A 20,151-nucleotide genomic window follows, 5' to 3' on the forward strand; every position below is an offset into this window, starting at 1 on the left:
GAAGCGAGCGCGACCACAGGGGGCGTCTCGGATGGTTCGTCCACAGCGGCGCTGCCCGGGGCGTCGTCGTGAGGGCTCGCCGGGGTGGGATCGACGCATGAGACCTCGGCGCACCCTGCCCCAGCCGCTGCTGTCGGTCGCCGCCGCGCAGGAGGGACTGGTGAGCAAGGCCCAGTGTGCGGCGGCTGGCCTCGACAAGGACGCCGTGGCCCTGCTCGTCGGGCAGGGTCGGTGGTGCCGTGTCGTCCGGGGTGTCTACGACACGGATCCGACGTCGGCCGGGCAGCGCCGCCGCGACGGGCGCCACGACCACCTCCGGCGTCGGGCCGCCTGGACGGCGATGCTGGCCGTTGCGAACGGGATCGCGACCGGCGCCTGTGCGCTCGCGTTGCTCGGCGTCGACGGTCTCGTCGCCCCCGTGCTGCCCGAGGCGGCGCGAGCAGGCGGGATGTATGCGGCGGTCGACGGCGTGACGTTGCGGCGCTACCGGGACTTCGCCGACGAGGAGTACCGAGGGAGGCGGATCGCGTCGGTCGTTCCGGCGCTGGCGCAGGCGCTCCCGTACCTGACGCGCGGCGAGGTCGTGGCGGTGCTCGGCGGTGCCCTGCGCGAGGGACGGATCGGCGAGAGCGGCCTCGACGACGTGCGCGCGATGCTGCGCGGGCGCCGAGGGGTTGAGCGGGCACGGGGGCTGCTCGACCTGGCCGAGGCACTGGACGGATCGACAGCAGAGTCGTTCGCGCGCCTGTCCTTCGTCGACTCGGGCGTTCCCCCGGACGGTCAGCAGGTGATGTTCACGCTGGACGGCGTCTTCCTGGCCCGGGTCGACTTCGTGTGGCGGCTGCCGGACGGCCGGTACGTCGTGGCCGAGATCGACGGGCGCGCCTTCCACTCCGGGGAGACGATGCTCGCCGACGACTCCGAGCGGCAGAACCGGCTGGTCGCGACCGGCCAGGTGATCGTCATGAGGTTCCCGGCCGCCAGGGCGTTGGCCGGCGAAACGCCCACGGTCGGCGCGGAGCTGGCCTGCCGCCTGCGAGGGCTCGGCTGGCGGCCCGCGCCGGGGCTGTCGAACGTAGGCATCGTCGCACTCTGAGCGCTCAGTGACCGACGATCCCTACGTTCGACCGAACACCGGCCGCGGAGCGGTCGGTCAGGCGGTGCGGAGTGCTCGCCAGGGGACGTTGAGCTCGCCCAGGAGCTCGCGGAGGAGCGGGAGGCTGATGCCGACCACACCGTGGTGGTCGCCCTCGATGCGCTCGACGTACGGGCCGCCGAGGCCGTCGATGGTGAACGCGCCGGCCACGTGCAGCGGCTCGTCGGTCGCCACGTAGGCGTCGATCTCGTCGTCGTCGATGTCGGCGAACCAGACCGTGGTCGAGCTGGTCGAGCCGAGGGTGCCGCCGGTGCCGCCCATGGCGTCGTCCCGCAGGTCGACCACCCAGTGGCCCGTGTGCAGCACACCCTTGGTGCCGCGCATGGCGCGCCAGCGCTCGCGCGCGGTGGCGGCGTCCGCGGGCTTGCCCACGATGGTGCCGTCGATCTCCAGCATGGAGTCGCAGCCGACGACGATCACGTCGGCGGGCGCCTCGTCAGCGGTGGAGCCGGCGTCGTCAGCGGCGGAGCTGGCCTCGGCGGCGGGCGCACCGTCGGCCGGGGCCTCGGCGTCGGCCCAGGACTCCTCCAGCCGGGACGCCACCTCCTCGGCCTTGGCCTGGGCCAGGACGAGCACGGCGTCGGCGGGATCGAGCTCGCCGAACCGTTCCGTGGCGTCGGCAAGGACCTTGTCCTCGTCCACGCCGGACACGACGACTTCCGGCGTGACTCCGGCGGACTTCAGCGTCGCGAGTCGGGCGGGGGACTGGGAGGCGAGGACCAGGCGTGGCACGCGCGACACAGTAACGAGAATGCGGGCGGACGAAACAGCAAATACGAGATCTGTCGAAAGTGACCCCCGTCACGTGTCAGACGCACAGGTCACCCGAGGGACCTGTACGTCTGACACGGCGGGGGCACGAGAGGCTCAGGCCAGCGCCTCGCGGAGGGTGTCCAGGCCGACGGAACCAAGGTTGAGCGCCCGGGCGTGGAAGGCCTTGGCGTCGAACTCCTGGCCCGCCGGCACGGCCGCGCGGGCGGCGTCGCGCGTCTGCTCCCAGAGGCGCTGCCCCACCTTGTACGACGGCGCCTGCCCCGGCCAGCCGAGGTACCGGTTGAACTCGAACCGGACGAACTGCTCGGGCATGTTCACGTTGGCCAGCAGGAACGGCCAGCCCTTCTCGGCGGTCCAGGTGCCACCGCCCCACTGCTCGGGAGCCGGCAGGCCGAGGTGGACGCCGATGTCGAACACCACGCGGGCCGCGCGCAGGCGCTGCGCGTCGAGCATGCCGAGGCGGTCGCCCGGGTCGTCCATGTAGCCGAGGTCGGCCATGAGGCGCTCCGCGTACAGGGCCCAGCCCTCGCCGTGGCCGGAGACCCAGCAGGCCAGCCGACGCCAGGTGTTCAGCGTCTCGCGCGCGAACACGGCCTGGCCGCACTGGAGGTGGTGACCCGGGACGCCCTCGTGGTAGACGGTCGTCTTCTCGCGCCAGGTGTTGAACTCCGTGACGCCGGCCGGCACGGCCCACCACATGCGGCCGGGCCGGGACCAGTCGTCGCTCGGCGGGGTGTAGTAGATGCCGCCCGACTGGGTCGGCGCGATCATGCACTCCAGGTCGAGCACGGGCTCCGGGACGTCGAAGTGGGTGCCGTTCAGCGCGGTGATCGCGGCGTCCGACGTCTCCTGCATCCAGGCCTTGAGGGCGTCGGTGCCGAGGAGCTTGCGGGCGGGGTCGGCGTCGAGCGCCGCCACCGCCTGCTCGACCGTGGCGCCCGGCCCGGCGATCTGCGCGGCGACCTGCTCCTGCTCCGCGACGACGCGAGCCAGCTCGTCGAGGCCCCACTGATAGGTCTCGTCGAGGTCCACCTTCGCGCCCAGGAAGTACCGCGAGAACAGGGTGTAGCGCTCGCGGCCGACGGCGTCCGCCTCGGGGGCCTGCGGCGCGAGGTGGCGCTCCAGGAACTCGGCGAGCTTCCCGTAGGCCTCGCGGGCGGCGGTCGCGCCGTGCTCCAGCTCCTTGCGGACCAGGCTGCACGCGGCTGACTCGTCCAGCACCGCGTCGACGGCGGCGCCGCGCGTGAACGACGTGAAGAACGAGTCGTCCCCGGCCAGCTCGCGCGCCTGGTCGACACACTCGCGCACCTGCCGGATCGCGGCGACGTTCCCCTGTGCGGCCGCCGCCGTCAGCGACTCGATGTAGCCGTCGACGGCGTCCGGCAGGCCGTTGAGGCGGGAGGCGATGTTTTCCCAGGCCTCGACCGAGTCCGTGGCCATGATGTCGAAGACGTCGCGCAGGCCCTGCACGGGGGACTCGATGTTGTTCAGGTTGCGCAGTCCCTCGCCGGCCTCGTGGAGCTCCAGGTCGAGCCCGACCCGCTCGCGCATGGCGGACAGCGTGACGCGGTCGACGTCGTCGGCGGGCTGCACGCCGTCGAGCCGGGCCAGGACGTCCCGTCCGGCCCGGGCCAGCTCCTCGTGGCCGGCGGGCGAGAGATCGCCGATCTCGTGGTCGTGTCCGGGCAGGCCCATGGCTGTGGCGGACAAAGGGGCGAGTTCAGTGAGACGCTTGACGTAGTCATCGGCGATGACGTCGATCTGCGTGGACGTGCGCACAGGGCTGGTCATGTCGGCCGAGCCTACGTGCCTCGCCGGTGACAAACGAGAAGTTAACGTGCTATGTGGCGCTCGTGGGGCCCCTGGATCGGCCTGGACGGTACGATCGTCCCCGGCTTGAGCGCCCAGCTCGCCGACCCCGAGAAAGGTATATGGATGAACGTTCGAGGCCGGAGCCTGCGCCGTCGCGCACTTCGCAAAATCGCCAGGACGGCTGATCGCTGGGCCGGCACCAGCGCGCCGCAACCCAAGAAGTCCGCCGAGGCAGCTGCGAAGGCACCGTCCTCGGGGTCGTCGGTCAAGCCGACGGTCAACGAGAAGGCCGCCGCGCGCCTGCGCGGCTCGTACCGCCAGATGACCGAGGTCGTGCTCGGCCTCGAGCCCGGCAGCCTGCCCGAGGAGGAGGTGCGGGCGAAGCGCCAGTACGTCCACGCCGCCAAGCGCCTGGCCGCCGACGCCGAGCTCACGCGCAGCCTGCGGTCCGGCGTCCCGCTGACGGACGCCGTGGTCAAGCTGATCCGCGGCCGGTTCACACGCAAGCTGAACGCCGAGGTCCTCGTGGGCGCCCGCGCGCTGTGCCACTCGCTGCACAGCCAGCCCGAGACCCGCGTCGCCGGCGCGCTCGGTGGGGCGCTCGTCGCCCGCCACGCCGGCACCTACGACCTCGCCTGGGACCTGTTCTCCGAGGTGCCGCGCGACGCCGTGGCCCGGAATGCGCCGGTCGAGTTCCTCCGCACCGCCGCCCAGGTGGGCCAGCTCGGCGTGGTGGACGAGGTCGTCAAGTGGATCGACCAGGGCGTGGTGCAGGGCGCCAAGCCCCTCTACAACATGGCGTCCATCTTCTTCGCCGTGAAGGAGTACACGGCCGCGTCCCGCGCGATCGACGCGGCCCGCGAGGCCGGTGACGCCGACGAGGCGCTGACCCGGCGTATCGAGCTGCTTGCCGACTTCACGGCGCGCGCCATCACGCCGCGGACCGCCACCGTCCCGCAGGGGCACGTGTCGTTCGGCGTCATCGACTACAAGCAGCCGGACGAGGGCACGACGTCGTCCAACGTGGGCGACTACGTCCAGACCATCGCGAGCCTCGGCCACCTGGTCCGCCACGCGAACCTGCGCCTGCACGGCGACGACGAGCTCGTCGAGGTGGTCTCCGAGCTCCAGGGCCGGGTGCGCCCCGAGCTGGCGATCGACGGCCCGGGTGCCGACGTCCAGCTCATGGCCCTCAACCGCGACTCGTCGACCTTCGACGCCGTCCCGGAGAACACGTGGGCCATCGCCTTCGGCTGGTACATGCAGGACATCTTCGGGCTGGCCTACGACTTCCCGTTCAACCCGAACGTGAACCCGCTGTTCATCTCGTTCCACGTGAACCGTCCGAACATGCTCACGCCCGAGGCGATCGAGTACCTCAAGGCGCACGGCCCGATCGGCTGCCGCGACTGGAACACGGTCTACCTGCTGCTCGCCCGCGGCGTGCCGGCCTTCTTCTCGGGCTGCCTCACCACGACCATCAGCACGGTGTTCCCGGACGCCGCCGCGCCGGTCCCGGTCGGTGGCCCCACGGCCTACGTGGACACCCCGGCGCCGACGGACGACGCCATCCAGATCACGCAGGTGCACGAGGACGTCCGCTGGACGTCGATGGGCCCGAACGTCCGTGAGGCGCTGGGGCTCCTGGAGAGCTACCGCTCGGAGTTCGGCCAGGTCGTCACCTCGCGCCTGCACTGCTACCTGCCGTCGTGGTCGATCGGCGCGAACGTGCAGTTCACCCCGAAGAACCGGGCCGACGTGCGGTTCGCCGGCCTGCTCGACGCCGACGAGAACGACCTGAACGCGATGCGCGAGCGCATCCGTCGTCTGCTCGCGCCGTCGATGGCCCTCGTGCTCCAGGGCAAGTCGCGCGAGGAGGTCTACGCCGAGTGGCGCAAGACCGTCGCGCCGGAGGTCGCCCTGGCCGAGGAGCGGTTCGCCGCCCCGATCATGAAGCTGACGGCGTCCTTCGACGTCGACGAGGCGTGCCGGACGGCGCGCGCGTCGCGCGTGCTGGCGCCGGCCACCGCGCCGCGCACCGGCGAGGTCGTCAACGTGGCGGTCGCGCTGGACGGCAACCTCAAGCAGGAGATGGAGATCGTCATCGGCGGTCTGGTCCAGCACTCGGACCGGCCGCTGCACGTCGTCGCCCTCACGCGTGACCACACCACCGCGGACCACGACCGGCTCGCCGGCCTGTTCCCCGAGGTCAGCTTCGAGTGGATCGCCTGCGACGACATCGACTACGGGCCCGTGCTCGGCATGCTCAAGCACATCACGGTCTCCACGATGGACCGCCTGCTGCTGCCGGAGCTGCTCCCGGACCTCGACCGCGTGGTCTACCACGACATCGACGCGCTGACCGTCAAGGACATCGCGACGCTGCACGACGTCGACCTCGGCGGCGCCCCGCTCGCCGCCCGTCCGTCCGTCGGGCACGGGGTGCGCAGCGGCCTCGGCAACATCCTGAAGCAGGGCCGCCGTCTGACGGAGGAGCCCGTGGTCGCCAACGAGTTCTTCCGTGCGATGTACCAGCGGCACCCGAACGACTTCGACGGCTTCAACGCGGGCATCCTGCTCATGGACCTCGCGCAGATGCGGTCGGAGGGCTTCACCGCCGACTACGTGGCGTACGTGGAGACCTACGGTCTCAACGACCAGGAGATCCTGAACTGCTACGCCGGCTCCCGGTACCGCAAGATCGCGCCGGCCTGGAACAACTGGCCGACGCAGGAGACGGTGACCGACCCGAGCATCGTCCACTGGGCGGGCTGGCTCAAGCCCTGGAACCAGGAGCTGTACGTCAAGTACCGCGAGCTCTGGGACAAGGGCAGCGCATTCGTCGAGTCGCGGCGCGCCGCGGCCTGACCTGATGACCAGGGGCCCGGACGGGGTACCGCACCGCGAGGTGCGGCACCCCGTCCGGGCCTTTCGCGCTCCCGGCGGCGACGCCGAACTGCGGGCGGCGAAGCGCCGGGCGCGCGATCTCGTGGCGGCGGGCGCGCCCGCGCCCGAGGTGGACGACGCCTTCGGCCAGGTGCTGCTCCTCGACCCGACGAGCGCCCAGGCATGGGCCGAGTGGCGGGACGCGCCCCGCGGGGCGGACGACGTGCCGCTCCCCGACCGGCTCTCCGCGCTCCAGGCGCGCTCGCCGCGGCCGCTCCCCGTGGTGCTGCTCGCCCTCCTCGGCGGGCCCGCGGCGGACACCGCGCGGCGCGAGCATGCCGAGCACCTCGCGGCGTTCCTCGCGTCCGATGACGCCGCCGCGTGCGCCCGCGTCTGGGCCGCCTACTCCGCCCTCGGCCCGCTGCCCGAGGCCGACGCCGCGCACGTCGGCACGCTGCAGCCCGCCGTGATCAAGCTCTACTTCGCCGCCACACGGCCCCGGGTGCTGACGTTCGAGGAGGCGGCCGAGGCGGGGGAGCCGTTGTCCGCCGACGCGGTCGCGTGGTGGCAGGAGGAGTTCCTCAGCCCGGACGTGCCGCGGGCGCACGACCGCGAGTTCGTCACGCCGGCCCAGCGGCGGATCCACGAGACCGCGGACCCGTACCTGGGCCACCAGTCGCGGGCGGTGCGCGACCGGCGGCTGGTGCTCCGCGACCCGGTGACCGGCGCCGAGTGCGCGCCGTTCGACGCGGTGGTGACGGTCGGCAAGGCCGTCTACTCCTTCGGGGATGCCGAGCACACCATGCTCGTGAGCGTCCTGGGCGGCTTCAAGGCCGCCTACCTGTTCCTCCCCGCCCGGGGGCTCGTGCTGAACCTCGGCGCGTTCACCGGGGCGGTGCTCGCGCCGCGCAAGATCACCAACCTGTCGGCGGACCTACTCCGCCGGGTCGTGGCCCGGCGCGACCAGTACGCCCGGGCGGTCGCCACCCGCCCGGACCCGCGCGCGCGGCGCCGGGTGGTGCTCCAGATGACGGTCGCGGAGAACTTCGCGCACCACGTCTGGAACTTCTACCCCGGCGTCGAGCGGCTGATCGACCACGGGCTGGCCGGCAACGTGGCCGAGGTGCGCACGGCAGGGACCGGGTTCTTCGGGGCGTTCGAGGAGCTGTTCCCGGAGTTCTCGGCGGCGCGCGTCGTCGACGAGCCGCGCCGGCTGCTCCGTGACCCCTACCCCTTTTCCCGCGAGCACCTGGTGCTCTCGGTCGGCGGGTACTTCATCCGGCGTTCCCTCGTGGACCGGATCCGGCACCGGATGGTCCAGGCCGAGCCGGCGCCCGGGTACCCGCAGCCGCCGCCGGCCAGGGACGCCCCGGTGGTCTGGATCGGGCTGCGCGTGCGCAGCCGCGCGTGGGCGGACCAGGAGCGCGAGGCCGCCCGGTTCGTCGACGCGCTGCACCGGCGCTACCCGCGGGCGCTGGTGCTCCTGGACGGCTACTCGTACCCGGTCGGCACCGACCTCGTCTCGGACCGGTGGCGCGCCAGCATCGAGGAGCTGCACGCGGTGGCGCGCGCGATCAGGGCCGACGTCCGGCGCCCGGACCAGGTGGTCGACCTGGTCGGCAGCACGCTGCGGGAGGCCGTGCTGTGGGCCGAGGCCACCGACGTGTACGTCGCGCCGAACGGCACCAGCCAGCACAAGGTGGGCTGGTTCAGCGACGCCCCGGGCGTGGTCTACGCGCCGCCCAGCCTGGGCGACGTCCTGCCGGAGCTGCGGCCGGGCGCGCGCGAGGCGGAGGGGCGGCCGGTACCCGTGACCCTGCTGGGCGAGCCCGTCGGTGAGGGCGAGCGCCGTCGGCACGACGACGCCCGCCCCCACCTGGACAACCTCCGGATCGACCGGCGTCAGCTGCTGGCGACGGTGTGCGAGCTGCTCGACTCACGGCTCGCCACCTGGCCGAGCAGGTCCCGCCAGGCGTCCCTGTACCGGCGCGGCGAGAAGCTCGTGGTGACGCGCTTCGCCTCCCGGCCGAGCCGGCGGGCCAGCCGGTCGTCCTGGAGCACCTGAACCAGCCGGTCGGCCAGCGCCGACACGTCGTCCCGGGCCACCAGGAACCCGTTCTCGCCGTCCCGGATCACCTCGGCCGGGCCGTAGTTGCAGTCGTACGCCACGAAGGGCGTGCCCACCGACATGGCCTCGGTGAGGGTGAGCGGCAGCCCCTCGTGGAAGGACGTCATGGCCGCGACCCGGGAGCCGGCGAACGCGTGCAGGGCCTGCGACGTCGCGCCGTGGAACCGTACGGTGGTGCCGAGGTCCAGGCCGAGCTCGGTGGTGAGCTTCTTGAGGGACTCCTCCTCGACGCCGTGCCCGTACACGTCGAGGTGCGCGCCCGGGACGCGCTCGTGCACCAGCACGAACGCCCGCAGCAGGTGGTCGAGCTGCTTCTGCGGCGCGAGCCGGCCCACGAAGACCACGGAGTCGCCGTCCCGCCGCACGCCGCGGACCTTGGGTTTGGGCGCGGCGTGCCGCAGCACGTGCAGCGGCAGCCCCGGGTACCGCTGCAGGAGGTCGGTGCGCTGCCGTTCGGTGAGGCAGACCATGGCGTCCACGTTGGTCGTGTCCGAGAAGAAGCCGGCCCAGTGCGGCTTGGTGGGCGCCGCGGCGTCGTAGGGCGCCGCGAGGTGCGAGTTGTGCAGCACCGACACGCCCCGCAGGTGCGGGTGGCGCATGAGGCGCAGGCTGCGCTGCCAGACGTTCTCGCCGTCGGCGAAGACCACGAGGTGCTCGGAGGCGGCGAAGGTGGTGTCGAGCCAGCGGGCGATCGCCCCCGCATAGTCCCCGACCTCGTCCTCGCGCAGGCGCAGGTGCGCCTCGCCGGCGCCGACGTGTCCGTCGACCTCGGCCTCCAGCCAGACGGCGCGCCCGTCGACCACGAGCTCGCGCCGGCGTCCGCCGCCCGGCGGGAGGTGGTCGATCGCGACGAGCGCGTCGTGCGCGAAGTGCCACAGCGACTCCCGCGTGCCGTCCTCGCGCAGCACGACGAGCTGGCGCGTGGCCTCGGTGTCCTGGTCGAGCAGCTCGATGGTGCGCAGCTTGTCGTCCACCAGGGTGCGCACCTGGAGCGCGTCGCCCACGGTCCGCCGACGGCGCTTCACGCCCGGCCCGTCGGCGATCCGCGGCACCGTGACGGGCTCCACCTCCCGGGCGCGCGCGTGGTCGACGGCGTCGGGCCCGTCGCGCCACAGGACCAGCAGGCGCACGTCGGACCGCAGGAGACCGTGCTCGCGGACCCAGGCGCCGTCGTCGTCCAGCAGGCCCGTCACCACGAGGGTGGTGCGGTACCCGAGGCCGGCGTAGAGGTTGGCGCGGGCCAGGACGGCGCGGGTGCCGCCCGCGATGCGCTGGCCGAGCGAACGGACGAACAGGACGACATCGGTGTCCCCGGGGCGGGGAGCCTTGCTCATGAGCGGAGGCTCCAGCGCCAGGCGTCGGCGTTGTGCCGCCCCGAGCGTCCGCCGAAGTTCTTGGCGGTCGCGGCACCGTTCCCGCGCAGCGAGCGCGCGTGGTTGGTCCACTCGTCGAGCGGCGCGGCGTCGTCGGGCTCCGCGCCGGCCGCCGCGACCGCGGCGAGGCCGGCGACCAGGGCGGCCACCTCGACGTCGTCCGGCTCGCCGCGGACCACCCGGACCTGGGCGCTCACTCGTCGTCCTCCTCGTAGAAGCCGAAGCCGGGGGCCTCGCCGCGCGAGGCGGCCCACTCGGCGATGTCGTAGCCGCCCTCGGTGAGCTGCGTGGCGACGGACTCGCCCGCGGCGTCGAGCAGGTCGATCACACCGTCCAGCGAGGCGTCCCCGCCGCGCGCGCCCACGACGAAGCCGAGGTAGAACGACTCGCCCTCCTCCGGCGTCTCGGACTCGAGGATCTCGTCCTCCTCGCCCTCGTGCTCCGGCTCCCACACCGACGAGGTGAGGTCGGGGTGCATGCCCAGCGCGCCGTGCAGCACGTCGAACAGCGCGGCGTTCAGGTGCCCCACCTTCGACTCGAGGGCCAGCACGCGCGGGTCCTCGTCGGCCTCGGCGGCGCCGAACTCGGCGCGTACGCCCACGGCGGTCCCCACGTAGTCGTGCAGCGCGGCCGCCAGGGCGTCGACGGCGCGGTGCATCGGCTCCGTGTCGACGCGGCCCATCGGCGCCGGGCCGTGGGTGGCGTCTTCGTGGCTCATGCGGTCTCCTCCAGGTCTGGACCGGCTCGACATCCCGCTCAGAGCGGGATGTTGCCGTGCTTCTTCGGAGGAAGCGTAGATCGCTTGGTGCGCAGCGCGCGCAGGGCACGCACGACCTGCACGCGGGTCTCGGACGGGCGGATGACCGCGTCCACGTACCCGCGCTCGGCGGCGTCCCACGGGTTGACGATGGCGTCCTCGTACTCGGCGGTCAGCCGGGCGCGCTCGGCCTCGACGTCGCCGCCCGCCTCCTGGACCGTCTTCAGCGCGCCGCGCTGCAGGATGTTCACGGCGCCGCTCGCGCCCATCACGGCGATCTGGGCGGTCGGCCAGGCCAGGTTCACGTCGGCCCCGAGCTGCTTGGAGCCCATGACGATGTACGCGCCGCCGTACGCCTTGCGGGTGATGATCGTGACCAGCGGCACCGTGGCCTCGGCGTACGCGTAGATCAGCTTGGCGCCGCGGCGGATGATGCCCTGGTGCTCCTGGCCGACGCCGGGGAGGAAGCCCGGCACGTCCACGAACGTCAGCACGGGGATGTTGAACGCGTCGCAGGTGCGCACGAACCGCGCGGCCTTCTCGGCGGCGTCGATGTCGAGCGTGCCCGCCATGGACTGCGGCTGGTTGGCGATGATGCCGACCGACTGGCCCTCCACGTGCCCGAACCCGATCAGGACGTTGGTCGCGAACATCGGCTGGACCTCTAGGAACGACTCCGGGTCCAGCACCGCCTCGACGGCGTCGCGCATGTCGTACGGCTGGTTGTCGCTGTCCGGGATCAGCGTGTCGAGCGCCTCGTCCTCGGCCGTGACCTCCAGGACCGTCTCGTCCTCGGGCGGGAACGCCGGCGCGTCCGAGAGGTTGTTCTGCGGCAGGTAGCTCACGAGGTGGCGCACGTAGTCGAGCGCGTCGTCCTCGTCGCTGCCCATGTAGTGCGCCACGCCCGACTTCGAGTTGTGCGTGCGGGCGCCGCCCAGCGTCTCGAAGTCGACGTCCTCGCCCGTCACCGTGCGGATCACGTCCGGGCCGGTGATGAACATGTTGGAGGTCTGGTCGGCCATGACGATGAAGTCGGTCAGGGCGGGGGAGTACACCGCACCGCCCGCGCTCGGGCCGAGGATCAGGGAGATCTGCGGGATCACGCCCGACGCCGCGACGTTGCGCCGGAACATCTCCGCGAACTGCGTCAGGGCCGCGACACCCTCCTGGATGCGCGCGCCGCCGCCGTCGCTGATGCCGATCAGCGGCACGCCCGTGCGCAGCGCGAGGTCCTGCACCTTGGTGATCTTCTGGCCGTGCACCTCGCCGAGGCTCCCGCCGAACACCGTGAAGTCCTGGGAGTAGATGCACACCTGGCGGCCGTCGATCGTGCCGTAGCCGGTCACGACGCCGTCGCCCGCGATGCGCTTCCTGTCCAGGCCGAAGTTGCGGCTGCGGTGCTTGGCCAGCGCGTCCAGCTCGGTGAAGCTCCCCTCGTCGAGGAGCGCCTCGATGCGCTCCCGGGCGGTCTTCTTGCCCCGCTTGTGCTGCTTCTCCTGGGCCGTCACCTCCGGCTCGTCGATGGCGGCTGCCCGGCGTGCGTCGAGGTCGTCGAGCTTGGCGCGCGTGCCGGCGAGGGTCGTCGTGGAGTCGTTCACATCTCCGAGCGTAGTTGTCGGATGCCTCCCGCTCGATGCGGGAGGGTCCAGCGGGTCGCGCCGCCGACTTGTGGGTTTCCTCCAAGGGCGGTCGCGCGGCCCAGGAGAGAGGATGAAGAGGTGCGCGCCTCCCTGTACCGCGACCGCCTCACCGTCCCCGGGTTCGCCCGGGTCGAGGTGGTCGAGACCTCGCCCTCCACCAACGCCGAGCTCGTCGCCGCCGTCCGGGACGACCCGGCCGCCTGGCCCGCGCCGTCGGCCCTGGTCGCCGAGGAGCAGACTGCCGGCCGGGGGCGCGCCGGGCGGTCCTGGGAGACGCCGCCGCGCGCGAGCCTGACCGTCTCCGTGCTGCTCCGGCCCCGCGTCCCCGCGGCGAGCCTGGGCTGGCTCCCGCTGCTCGCGGGCCTCGCGGTGGTCCGCGCGGTGTCCGACGGCGGGGTCACCGCCGCCGTGAAGTGGCCCAACGACGTGCTGCTGCCCGCCGTCGACACCGTCGCCGGGCTGGGCCGGTACCGCAAGGTCGCCGGGATCCTCGCCGAGGTGGTGCCGGAGGGGCCGGACGCCGCCCGCGCCGTCCGGGATGCCCCGGACGCCGCGCCCGCCGTCGTGCTCGGGATCGGCCTCAACGTGTCCCAGTCCGCCGAGGAGCTCCCCGTCCCGACGGCGACGTCGCTGGCGCTCGCGGGCCATCCCCGGCCCGACCGTACCGACGTGCTGGTGCGGATGCTCGGCGAGGTGCACGCCGTCGTCCGGCGCTGGGAGGAGGCGCGCGGCGACGTGGTGGCGGCCGGCCTGCTGGCGGAGTACACGGCCGTGTCCGCGACGCTGGGCACCCGCGTGCGGGCCGAGCTCGCCGGGGACGCCGGCGTGCTGGAGGGCGAGGCCGTGGGCCTCGACGGCACGGGCGCGCTGACGATCCGCACGGACGCGGGCGAGGAGCGCACGGTGACCGCGGGCGACGTCTGGCACCTGCGGTAACGCGGTCTCCTGGCCCGCGCGGCGGCGTCTCCCGACCCGGAGCGGCGCCGCGGGCCGGCCCGGGTGAACTCGCGCGCGGCGCCGGGTGAACTCGACGGCAGCCCCTGCCGCGGGGCCCCTGACCTGCGGTAATCTCCGCCACAAGCGACGACGGACAGCACGGGCGGGTGACGGTCAGGAGACGCCATGGAGGCAGGTCGAGCCACGGTCGTGGTGGCCAAGGGAATCGTGTGCGCCGCGGCGGTGGTCGCGGTCTACCTGATCAGCACGGTCCGGCTGGACCGTGGCATCGTCCAGAGCGAGGGGACGCCGACGGCGGGCCTCGTCGCGGCCGGGATCTCCTGGCTGCTGGTGGTCTGGGTGCTGCTCTACCGGGACGACGGCGTCCCGGGCGTGCGGCTGGGCCTGTGGAACGTGGTGACCGTGGTCGGCATGCTCCTGGTGCTCACGGGGATCCCCCTCGTGCTGACGTTCTGGAGCTGAGCGGCACCGATGTATGCGGGTGCATGAGGTACGCCCGCCTACAGTGGTGACGTGCTCCACAACTCCGAGACGTCCCCCACGAACCACGAGACCCCCGGCGCCGACACCGCGGCCCGGCTCGACGAGACCCTGCTGGGCGGCGCCCGCCGCTACACCCTGTCGCAGGTCGTGGAGCTCACCGGGCTCGACAAGCAGTTCGTGACCCGGTACTGGCGCTGGATCGGCCTGCCCGTCACGCACCCCACCGAGACCTGGTTCACCGACGCCGACGTCGAGGCGCTCAAGGACGCCGCCGGGCTGTTCGAGGCGGAGCAGATGGACGAGCGCGCCCAGATGACCTTCATCCGGTCGGTGGGCCACACGACCGAGCGGCTCGCGCTGTGGCAGGTCGAGGCCCTCGTCGAGCACCTCGCCCGGCGGTACGAGCTGGACGAGACGTCCGCCCGGCTGCTCGCGCTGGACAAGCTCCCGGAGATGTCCGAGATGCTGAGCCGCCAGCTCGAGCACGCCTGGCGGCGTCAGCTCGCGGCGCTCACGGGGCGCACCGCCATCGAGTTCGCCGGGGCACGCGGCGACGAGAGCAACGACGGCCACCAGCTCCCGCTGCTACGGGCGGTCGGGTTCGCCGACATCGTCTCGTTCACCAAGCGGACGGCGGGGCTCGGTTCGGAGGAGCTGGCGGAGTTCGTGCAGCGGTTCGAGGCCGGCGCGCGGGACGTCATCGTGAACGCAGGCGGCCGCGTGGTGAAGACGATCGGCGACGCCGTCCTGTTCGTCACCGACGACGTGGTCACGGGGGCGGAGGTGGCCCTCGGCCTGGCCGAGACCTCCGGGGCGCAGCTCGGCACCGCCGCGCCGGGCGACCCCGAGATCCCCGTGCGCGTCGGGTTCGTCTGGGGGCGGGTGCTGTCGCGGTTCGGCGACATCTTCGGTCCCACGGTGAACCTCGCGTCGCGCCTGACCGAGCAGTCCGACCCGTCGACCGTGCTGGTCGACAAGGAGACCGCCGCGCTGCTCGCCACGAGTTCGCACTACGCGCTCACCGCCCAGCCCGAGCGTGAGGTCCCGGGCATCGGCCCGCTGGCGCCGGTGCGGCTGCAGCGGGCGTACCAGGGCTGACGCGGAATCGGTTCGCCGGTCGCGGCCGCCGGGTGTGTGGCCACTGGGTGTGGCCGCCGGGCGCGCGGCCGGCGTCAGCCCTCCCGGCCGCCCTTCATCCGCTGCAGCGCCCGCATCGCGCCGGGCAGCAGCCGGAGCTGCTCGCGGCGTTCGGCCGCGAACGTGCGGCGGTCGCCCGACGACCAGCGCCGGTCGAAGAGCCGCTTGGCCGCCGCCACGGCCTCGGGCCGCCGCTCCGCGATGCGGCCGGCGAGCGCGAACGCCTCGTCCAGGGGCGTGTCGGTGACGGTGCCGGCCAGGCCGAGCCGCCCGGCGTCGGCCCCCGTGAACTCCTCGGCGGTGAAGGTGAGGCGCTTCGCCGTCTCGATGCCCACGAGCTGTGTCAGCGCGCGGATCCCGGACATGTCGGGGACCAGGCCGCGCTCGACCTCCTTGACGGACCAGCGGGCGTCGGGCGTGGTCAGGCGCAGGTCGGCGGCCAGCGCGATCTGCACGCCCGCCCCGATGACGTGCCCGTGCACGGCCGCGACGACCGGCACCGGCAGGCGGCGCCAGGCCCAGCAGGCCTCCTGGAACAGGTTGGTGCCCCGCGGCGTCGGCACGAAGGCCCGGGCGACCGCCGCCGGGTTCCGCGCCGCCGAGCCGAGGTCGAGCCCCGCGCAGAACGAGCGGCCGTTGCCGGAGACGACGACCGCACGCAGCCCGGGTTCGCGCCCCAGGCGGCGTGCGGTGGCCCTCAGCTCGCCCAGCATGCCCAGCGACAGTGCGTTGAGCTTGTCGGGCCGGTCGAGGCGGACGTCGGCGATCCCGTCCGAGAGGGTGCAGGAGACACCGCTCCCGGACGGGATGCCGGTCGTGCTGCTGGCGTTCATGACGCGCAGCCTACGGTTCGACGCACGAGCCTGGTGCTCGTGCACGACCTCCGTGCTAGTTCACGACCTCCGTGTCGACGCCCTCGTACGGCGGCACCGTCACGGTGCGCTTGCCGGGCTTGCCGCCCAGCACCACGGTCCGGTAGCTGACGTTGTTGTCCGTCGTCAGCTCGTGCAGGGCGCCGTTCGGGTTCACGGTGATCTTGATCTGGTAGGTCCCGTTCTTGACGCCCGTCAGGTTGAACGCCTGCGTCTGGGTCTGGTTGTAGGTGTCGCCCCAGCCGACGGGCAGGACCTCGCGCAGCCACAGCGCGGACCGGTCGCCGCAGGTGCTGTCGAGGCCGGTCGCCTCCGGCCGCCAGGTCGCGCCGGGCACCGACAGGTCGACGGCGTTGGTGGGCGCGAGGCACCACGACTGCTTGCCGCTCGTGGTCACCAGGGAGCCGTCGGGCTTGACCAGCTCGTAGCTCGCGAAGTCCAGGAAGTGCCAGTGGTCGTGCTCGGGGGCGGCGTGGTACTTCATCTTGCCGGTCTTGGTGCTGCCCACCTCCTTGCCGTCCCGGTAGAAGAACTGGTAGGCGTCCATGACCTCGGCGGCGCCCTTGCGGTAGCCCTCGACCACGAGGGGCGCCGGGCCGGCGTTCCACTCGTTGGCGTTGAAGGTGAGCCGGTCGGTGCCGGAAGCGCGCTCGACGCCGATCTGCCACGCCGGCAGGGAGAGCAGGTCGGGGAGCGTGTCCTCGGCGGGGGCCTTGTTCGACGGCTTGGACCCCGGCTGGCCGAGCGCGGGGTGGTCGCCGCCGTGCTCCTGGCTCCCGCCCTGGAGGGTGAAGAGGTTCGCGCGGTGCGAGGAACCTGCGCCGTCGCCGGCACCGTGGGTCCCGTGGGCGCCGCTGGCCATCGCCCGCACCTGGTCGGCGTGGGTGGACGCGGCGTCACCCTCGGCCAGGGTGCTGAAGCCCTCGGAGGGCGCCCCGAGGAGCGCGTCCCCGACCTCGCCGCAGTCCACGACGCTGCACTCGTCGATCACCTTGACGCGCTGGGACACCGAGCGGCCCGTGGCGGGGAGGCCCAGGAAGTCTGCGACGGGGTCGCTGATGGTCACGGTCATCCGGAGGTTCTTGCGCGTGGTCTTGAGCTCGAAGTACGTGTCGAGCTTGGTCGCCCAGCCCTGCTCGATCCCGGAGACGGTGGACTTGGTGAACCAGTCGCCGCCGCAGAACATGGGGTAGATCGGCTCGGTGTTGCCGGTCGGCTCGACGCGCTGGCGCTCCATGCCGCTGAGGCACAGGCTGCGCGACTTCTTGACGAGCACCTTGCCCGTCGAGTCCGTGACCTGGACCGTGAGGCCCTTCTTGAAGCCGTTCAGCCCGTCGACGATCGCGGCGGGGGCCTTCGTGGTGGTGCGCTCGTCGCCGCGGATCACCGTCTTGGTGAGCGTCGCGCGGGCGGAGGGCTTGGCCTTCTTGGCCCAGAACTCGTAGCCCTCGCCGTAGGCAGCCATCCAGACGCCCGAGTCGAAGTACACCCAGCCGTCGTAGTTGTAGGCCTCGACGGTGCTCGCCGCCGGGGCGAAGCGCAGGCCGCGCTGCGCGGCGGTGGGCGCGGCGTCCGCCGGTGCCGTCGCGATCGGTGCGGCGGAGGCGGCGGCGTTGGTCGCTCCGCCCTCGCCGAGCAGGCCCAGGGCCAGCACGACGGCGACGCCCATGGTGAGCAGGCGCGGCGACGGCCGGGACAAACGTAGTGCGGTCATGGATCCCCCAGATCGGTGAGGACAGGAACCTGTCACCGCTAGGGACGCACGAGAGACCCAGTTCGTTGGCGGGCGCGCCGAATTCACCCGGTGAAGTTGTCCGGGCAGGTCAGAGGGCCTGCGGTGCAAGGCCGGCTCAGGAGCGAGCACCCCGGCGAGCGTCCGGTCGTCGAGGTGCCGGGCGGGGCGCGGAGCGGCGTGTGACACGATGCGAGCGTGCTGAAAGTCGTTCTCTTCGATCTCGACGACACACTCGTGGACCAGGAGGGCGCCTCTCGGACGGCGCTCCTGGACTGGCTTCCCGAGCTGGGTCTGGACCACGACGACCCCGAGGAGCTGGTCACGGCGTGGGGTGGCATCGCCGAGGAGGCCTACGGCCGGTACCAGCGGCGCGAGATCACCTTCCAGGAGCAGCGGCGCGTGCGCGTGCGCGAGTTCCTGGGGGCGGACGCCACCGATGACGAGGCCGACGAGCTGTTCTCCGGCTACCTGTCGCGCTACGAACAGGCCTGGACGGCGTTCGACGACGCCGTCCCAGCCCTGCGCCGGGTGCGGGACGCCGGCCTCGTCGCCGCGCTGCTCACCAACGGCGACTCCCTCCACCAGCGCCTCAAGCTCGACCGCACCGGTCTGGCCGCGCACGTCGACGTCGTCGTCGCCTCGGACGACCTGCCCGCGGGCAAGCCGGACCCGCGCGCCTACGCCGCGACGTGCGAGGTGCTCGGGGTGGCGCCCGGCGACGTGCTGATGGTGGGCAACGACGTCGAGAAGGACTACCAGGGGCCGCTCGACGCCGGGCTGGGCGCGGTGCTGCTGGACCGGTACGACCGGTACCCGGACGTCGAGGACCGCATCCGGACGCTGGACGAGGTGCTGGACGAGTCACCGGGCCCGTGCGGCGTCACGCGGCTCGTTCGAACCAGTCGAGCGTGAGCGCTGCGACCTCGGCGGGTGCGTCGTCGGTGATGAAGTGCGCCGCATCGTCGACATAGGCGAGCTCGGCGTGATCGGCGTGCCGTTCCGGGTCGCGACAGACGTGTTGCAGGATCTCTTCGGTCCAAGGGCGGTCGCGGCGGCCGAACACGAAGAGTGCCGGCACGGTGAGCCGTCGGCGGCGGTAGTCGCCGCGCATCAGATGCAGGGCTTCGGGAACGATCATGCCGCGGGTGAGCGGGCGTACCGCGCCGTCGATGTCGGGTCGGCGCATCGGGGCGAGGTGGGCTTCGATGGTCGCCTCCGACATCGGGTGGGCGACGTAGGCCTCGGAGAAGATGCCACGCAGTGAGTCGCCCGGGTGATGCCAGATGAACCGGGGCAGGTGCCGAAAGCCCGGGAGGAGTTTCGGGCTGAACGTCATGAAGCCGGGCGGCACGGAGAGCTGTACCGCCGTCCGCACTCGCTCAGGGTGGTCGTAGGCCAGCTGCATCGCGGTGATGGCGCCCATGTCGTGGGCGACGAGATGGGCGCGTCCGATGCGGAGGACGTCGAAGAGGGCGAGCAGGTCGTGCAGCCGGGTCTCGCGTTCGACCCGCGGATCGTCGGCCACGCTCCAGCCGGCCCCGCGCAGGTCGGGGCAGAAGACGCGATAGCCGCCCGCGGCGAGGGCGGGAGCGACGGCGTGCCACTGCCACCAGTGCTGAGGGAACCCGTGCAGCAGCACAACCGGTTCGCCCTCGCCGATGGTCGCGACGTGACTGCGCAGGCCGGGCGTCTCGACGACGAGGTGGTCGAAGCCGGCCGCGTCCGGCAGCGGCGGCGACCACGCCGAGTCGTCGATGGACGTGATGCGGGGCGGGGGCGTGGACATGGCGACCACCTTCCCTGAGGATTACTATGTTCATAGTAGACCTGTCCCGAGAGAGGTGTCCATGGCGGCAGCGACCCGTGAGCGCGCGCTCGATGCAGCCGTGGCACTGCTCGGCGCGGACGGCGTACGAGCGTTGACCCATGCGCGGGTCGATGAACGAGCGGGCCTGCCGCCCGGATCGACCTCGAACTGGTTCCGCACTCGCCGGGCTCTGCTCGCCGGTGTGGTCGACTGGATCGCCCAGCGCGAGCGCGCCGACTTCGAGGCGGACACGACGCCCGCGATCTCAGGGGTCGACGAGTTGATCGAGGGCCTGTGCGGCATGGCCGAGGTGCAGACCGGGCCGTTCGCCGCGCGCACCCGCGCGCGCTACGCCCTCTTCCTCGAACTCTCGGGCGATCCTGAGCTCGGCGAGCCGTTGCTGCGGGAACGGCGCGAGTTCGAGCGGTGGACGGAACAGATCGTGACCGCCGTCGGCATCCCCGACCCCGTACCGGCGGCGCGGGCGCTCATGGCGCTCGGCGACGGGCTGCTCCTGCACCGGCTCACGGTCGACCCGACACTTGACCCGCGTCCCGCGATCGAACGCGCGGTGCGTGGCCTCGCCGCGACCTGATCGCGTGCTGTCGAGCGGGACACCACCGGCTCCACCGGT

Annotated in this window: 16 protein-coding genes; 7 read left to right on the forward strand and 9 right to left on the reverse strand. The window is 72.7% G+C overall.

Translation table 11 applies throughout. From position 1 onward, the window contains the following. The first annotated feature begins 97 nt into the window (after window positions 1-97). Entirely contained in the window at window positions 98-1,096 is a 999-nt protein-coding gene (locus ACZ7LE_RS06830) for a hypothetical protein (RefSeq protein WP_470402548.1), read from the forward strand. Window positions 1,097-1,153: 57 nt separating this feature from the next. Here ACZ7LE_RS06830 and ACZ7LE_RS06835 read toward each other — a convergent pair whose 3' ends face one another. Next, window positions 1,154-1,888, reverse strand: a complete 735-nt coding sequence (locus tag ACZ7LE_RS06835) for a Maf family protein (RefSeq protein WP_470402549.1) — start codon at window positions 1,886-1,888, stop codon at window positions 1,154-1,156. Window positions 1,889-2,023: 135 nt separating this feature from the next. Then, window positions 2,024-3,721 carry a DUF885 domain-containing protein gene (locus tag ACZ7LE_RS06840; protein WP_470402550.1) on the reverse strand — a complete coding sequence of 566 codons (1,698 nt, stop codon included), beginning with the start codon at window positions 3,719-3,721 and terminating at the stop codon, window positions 2,024-2,026. A 144-nt stretch (window positions 3,722-3,865) separates the two neighbouring features. Here ACZ7LE_RS06840 and ACZ7LE_RS06845 point away from each other — a divergent pair, with 144 nt between their 5' ends. After that, the gene (locus ACZ7LE_RS06845) at window positions 3,866-6,610 is read left to right on the forward strand and encodes a glycosyltransferase family 8 protein (RefSeq protein WP_470402551.1); all 2,745 of its coding nucleotides are present in this window, start codon (window positions 3,866-3,868) and stop codon (window positions 6,608-6,610) included. 1,920 nt (window positions 6,611-8,530) lie between these two features. Here the strand turns inward: ACZ7LE_RS06845 and ACZ7LE_RS06850 are convergent. From ACZ7LE_RS06850 to ACZ7LE_RS06865, 4 genes are read right to left on the reverse strand one after another with little or no spacing between them, the layout of a single operon-like run. After that, window positions 8,531-10,090, reverse strand: a complete 1,560-nt coding sequence (locus ACZ7LE_RS06850; protein ID WP_470402552.1) for a glycosyltransferase — start codon at window positions 10,088-10,090, stop codon at window positions 8,531-8,533. Beyond that, window positions 10,087-10,326, reverse strand: a complete 240-nt coding sequence (locus ACZ7LE_RS06855; RefSeq protein ID WP_470402553.1) for an acyl-CoA carboxylase epsilon subunit — start codon at window positions 10,324-10,326, stop codon at window positions 10,087-10,089. Before ACZ7LE_RS06855 ends, ACZ7LE_RS06850 begins: the two co-directional genes overlap by 4 nt. Beyond that, a complete protein-coding gene (locus ACZ7LE_RS06860; RefSeq protein WP_470402554.1) occupies window positions 10,323-10,847 on the reverse strand; it encodes a hypothetical protein in 525 nt (174 codons plus the stop codon). The genes ACZ7LE_RS06855 and ACZ7LE_RS06860 overlap by 4 nt, the downstream gene beginning before the upstream one ends. Before the next feature lie 38 nt (window positions 10,848-10,885). Then, window positions 10,886-12,484: an acyl-CoA carboxylase subunit beta gene (locus ACZ7LE_RS06865; RefSeq protein ID WP_470402555.1), complete on the reverse strand. Its 1,599-nt coding sequence runs from the start codon at window positions 12,482-12,484 to the stop codon at window positions 10,886-10,888. A 120-nt stretch (window positions 12,485-12,604) separates the two neighbouring features. On the opposite strand from ACZ7LE_RS06865, the gene ACZ7LE_RS06870 reads away from it, so the two are divergent. The 3 genes from ACZ7LE_RS06870 to ACZ7LE_RS06880 all read left to right on the forward strand — a co-directional run bounded on the left by ACZ7LE_RS06870 (window position 12,605) and on the right by ACZ7LE_RS06880 (window position 15,064). Then, window positions 12,605-13,462, forward strand: a complete 858-nt coding sequence (locus tag ACZ7LE_RS06870) for a biotin--[acetyl-CoA-carboxylase] ligase (RefSeq protein WP_470402556.1) — start codon at window positions 12,605-12,607, stop codon at window positions 13,460-13,462. A 186-nt stretch (window positions 13,463-13,648) separates the two neighbouring features. Beyond that, window positions 13,649-13,945, forward strand: coding sequence for a hypothetical protein (locus ACZ7LE_RS06875; RefSeq protein ID WP_470402557.1), 297 nt, complete (start codon window positions 13,649-13,651; stop codon window positions 13,943-13,945). Window positions 13,946-13,996: 51 nt separating this feature from the next. Continuing rightward, complete coding sequence (locus tag ACZ7LE_RS06880) at window positions 13,997-15,064, forward strand: adenylate/guanylate cyclase domain-containing protein (protein WP_470402558.1); 1,068 nt, start codon at window positions 13,997-13,999, stop codon at window positions 15,062-15,064. A 74-nt stretch (window positions 15,065-15,138) separates the two neighbouring features. Here the strand turns inward: ACZ7LE_RS06880 and ACZ7LE_RS06885 are convergent, their stop codons facing one another. Further along, window positions 15,139-15,936: a crotonase/enoyl-CoA hydratase family protein gene (locus ACZ7LE_RS06885; RefSeq protein WP_470402559.1), complete on the reverse strand. Its 798-nt coding sequence runs from the start codon at window positions 15,934-15,936 to the stop codon at window positions 15,139-15,141. Window positions 15,937-15,991: 55 nt separating this feature from the next. Next, window positions 15,992-17,689 carry a lysyl oxidase family protein gene (locus ACZ7LE_RS06890; RefSeq protein WP_470402560.1) on the reverse strand — a complete coding sequence of 566 codons (1,698 nt, stop codon included), beginning with the start codon at window positions 17,687-17,689 and terminating at the stop codon, window positions 15,992-15,994. Between the two features lie 216 nt (window positions 17,690-17,905). Here ACZ7LE_RS06890 and ACZ7LE_RS06895 point away from each other — a divergent pair, with 216 nt between their 5' ends. Then, window positions 17,906-18,622 carry an HAD family hydrolase gene (locus ACZ7LE_RS06895; RefSeq protein ID WP_470402561.1) on the forward strand — a complete coding sequence of 239 codons (717 nt, stop codon included), beginning with the start codon at window positions 17,906-17,908 and terminating at the stop codon, window positions 18,620-18,622. Here ACZ7LE_RS06895 and ACZ7LE_RS06900 read toward each other — a convergent pair. Next, window positions 18,591-19,496, reverse strand: a complete 906-nt coding sequence (locus ACZ7LE_RS06900) for an alpha/beta fold hydrolase (RefSeq protein WP_470402562.1) — start codon at window positions 19,494-19,496, stop codon at window positions 18,591-18,593. The genes ACZ7LE_RS06895 and ACZ7LE_RS06900 overlap by 32 nt on opposite strands. Between ACZ7LE_RS06900 and ACZ7LE_RS06905 the strand changes: the two genes are divergently transcribed. Continuing rightward, window positions 19,495-20,112, forward strand: a complete 618-nt coding sequence (locus ACZ7LE_RS06905; protein ID WP_470402563.1) for a TetR/AcrR family transcriptional regulator — start codon at window positions 19,495-19,497, stop codon at window positions 20,110-20,112. The two genes, ACZ7LE_RS06900 and ACZ7LE_RS06905, sit on opposite strands and share 2 nt — an antisense overlap. Window positions 20,113-20,151 lie beyond the last annotated feature (39 nt).

The sequence above is a fragment of the Promicromonospora sp. NPDC110617 genome (assembly GCF_055598465.1).

Coding starts and splice junctions, on each gene's coding strand:
- ACZ7LE_RS06860 (WP_470402554.1), bottom strand. CDS start 10,847: ATGAGCCACGAAGACGCCACCCACGGCCCGGCGCCGATGGGCCGCGTC.
- ACZ7LE_RS06900 (WP_470402562.1), bottom strand. CDS start 19,496: ATGTCCACGCCCCCGCCCCGCATCACGTCCATCGACGACTCGGCGTGG.
- ACZ7LE_RS06845 (WP_470402551.1), top strand. CDS start 3,866: ATGAACGTTCGAGGCCGGAGCCTGCGCCGTCGCGCACTTCGCAAAATC.
- ACZ7LE_RS06890 (WP_470402560.1), bottom strand. CDS start 17,689: ATGACCGCACTACGTTTGTCCCGGCCGTCGCCGCGCCTGCTCACCATG.
- ACZ7LE_RS06830 (WP_470402548.1), top strand. CDS start 98: ATGAGACCTCGGCGCACCCTGCCCCAGCCGCTGCTGTCGGTCGCCGCC.
- ACZ7LE_RS06905 (WP_470402563.1), top strand. CDS start 19,495: ATGGCGACCACCTTCCCTGAGGATTACTATGTTCATAGTAGACCTGTC.
- ACZ7LE_RS06885 (WP_470402559.1), bottom strand. CDS start 15,936: ATGAACGCCAGCAGCACGACCGGCATCCCGTCCGGGAGCGGTGTCTCC.
- ACZ7LE_RS06840 (WP_470402550.1), bottom strand. CDS start 3,721: ATGACCAGCCCTGTGCGCACGTCCACGCAGATCGACGTCATCGCCGAT.
- ACZ7LE_RS06875 (WP_470402557.1), top strand. CDS start 13,649: ATGGAGGCAGGTCGAGCCACGGTCGTGGTGGCCAAGGGAATCGTGTGC.
- ACZ7LE_RS06850 (WP_470402552.1), bottom strand. CDS start 10,090: ATGAGCAAGGCTCCCCGCCCCGGGGACACCGATGTCGTCCTGTTCGTC.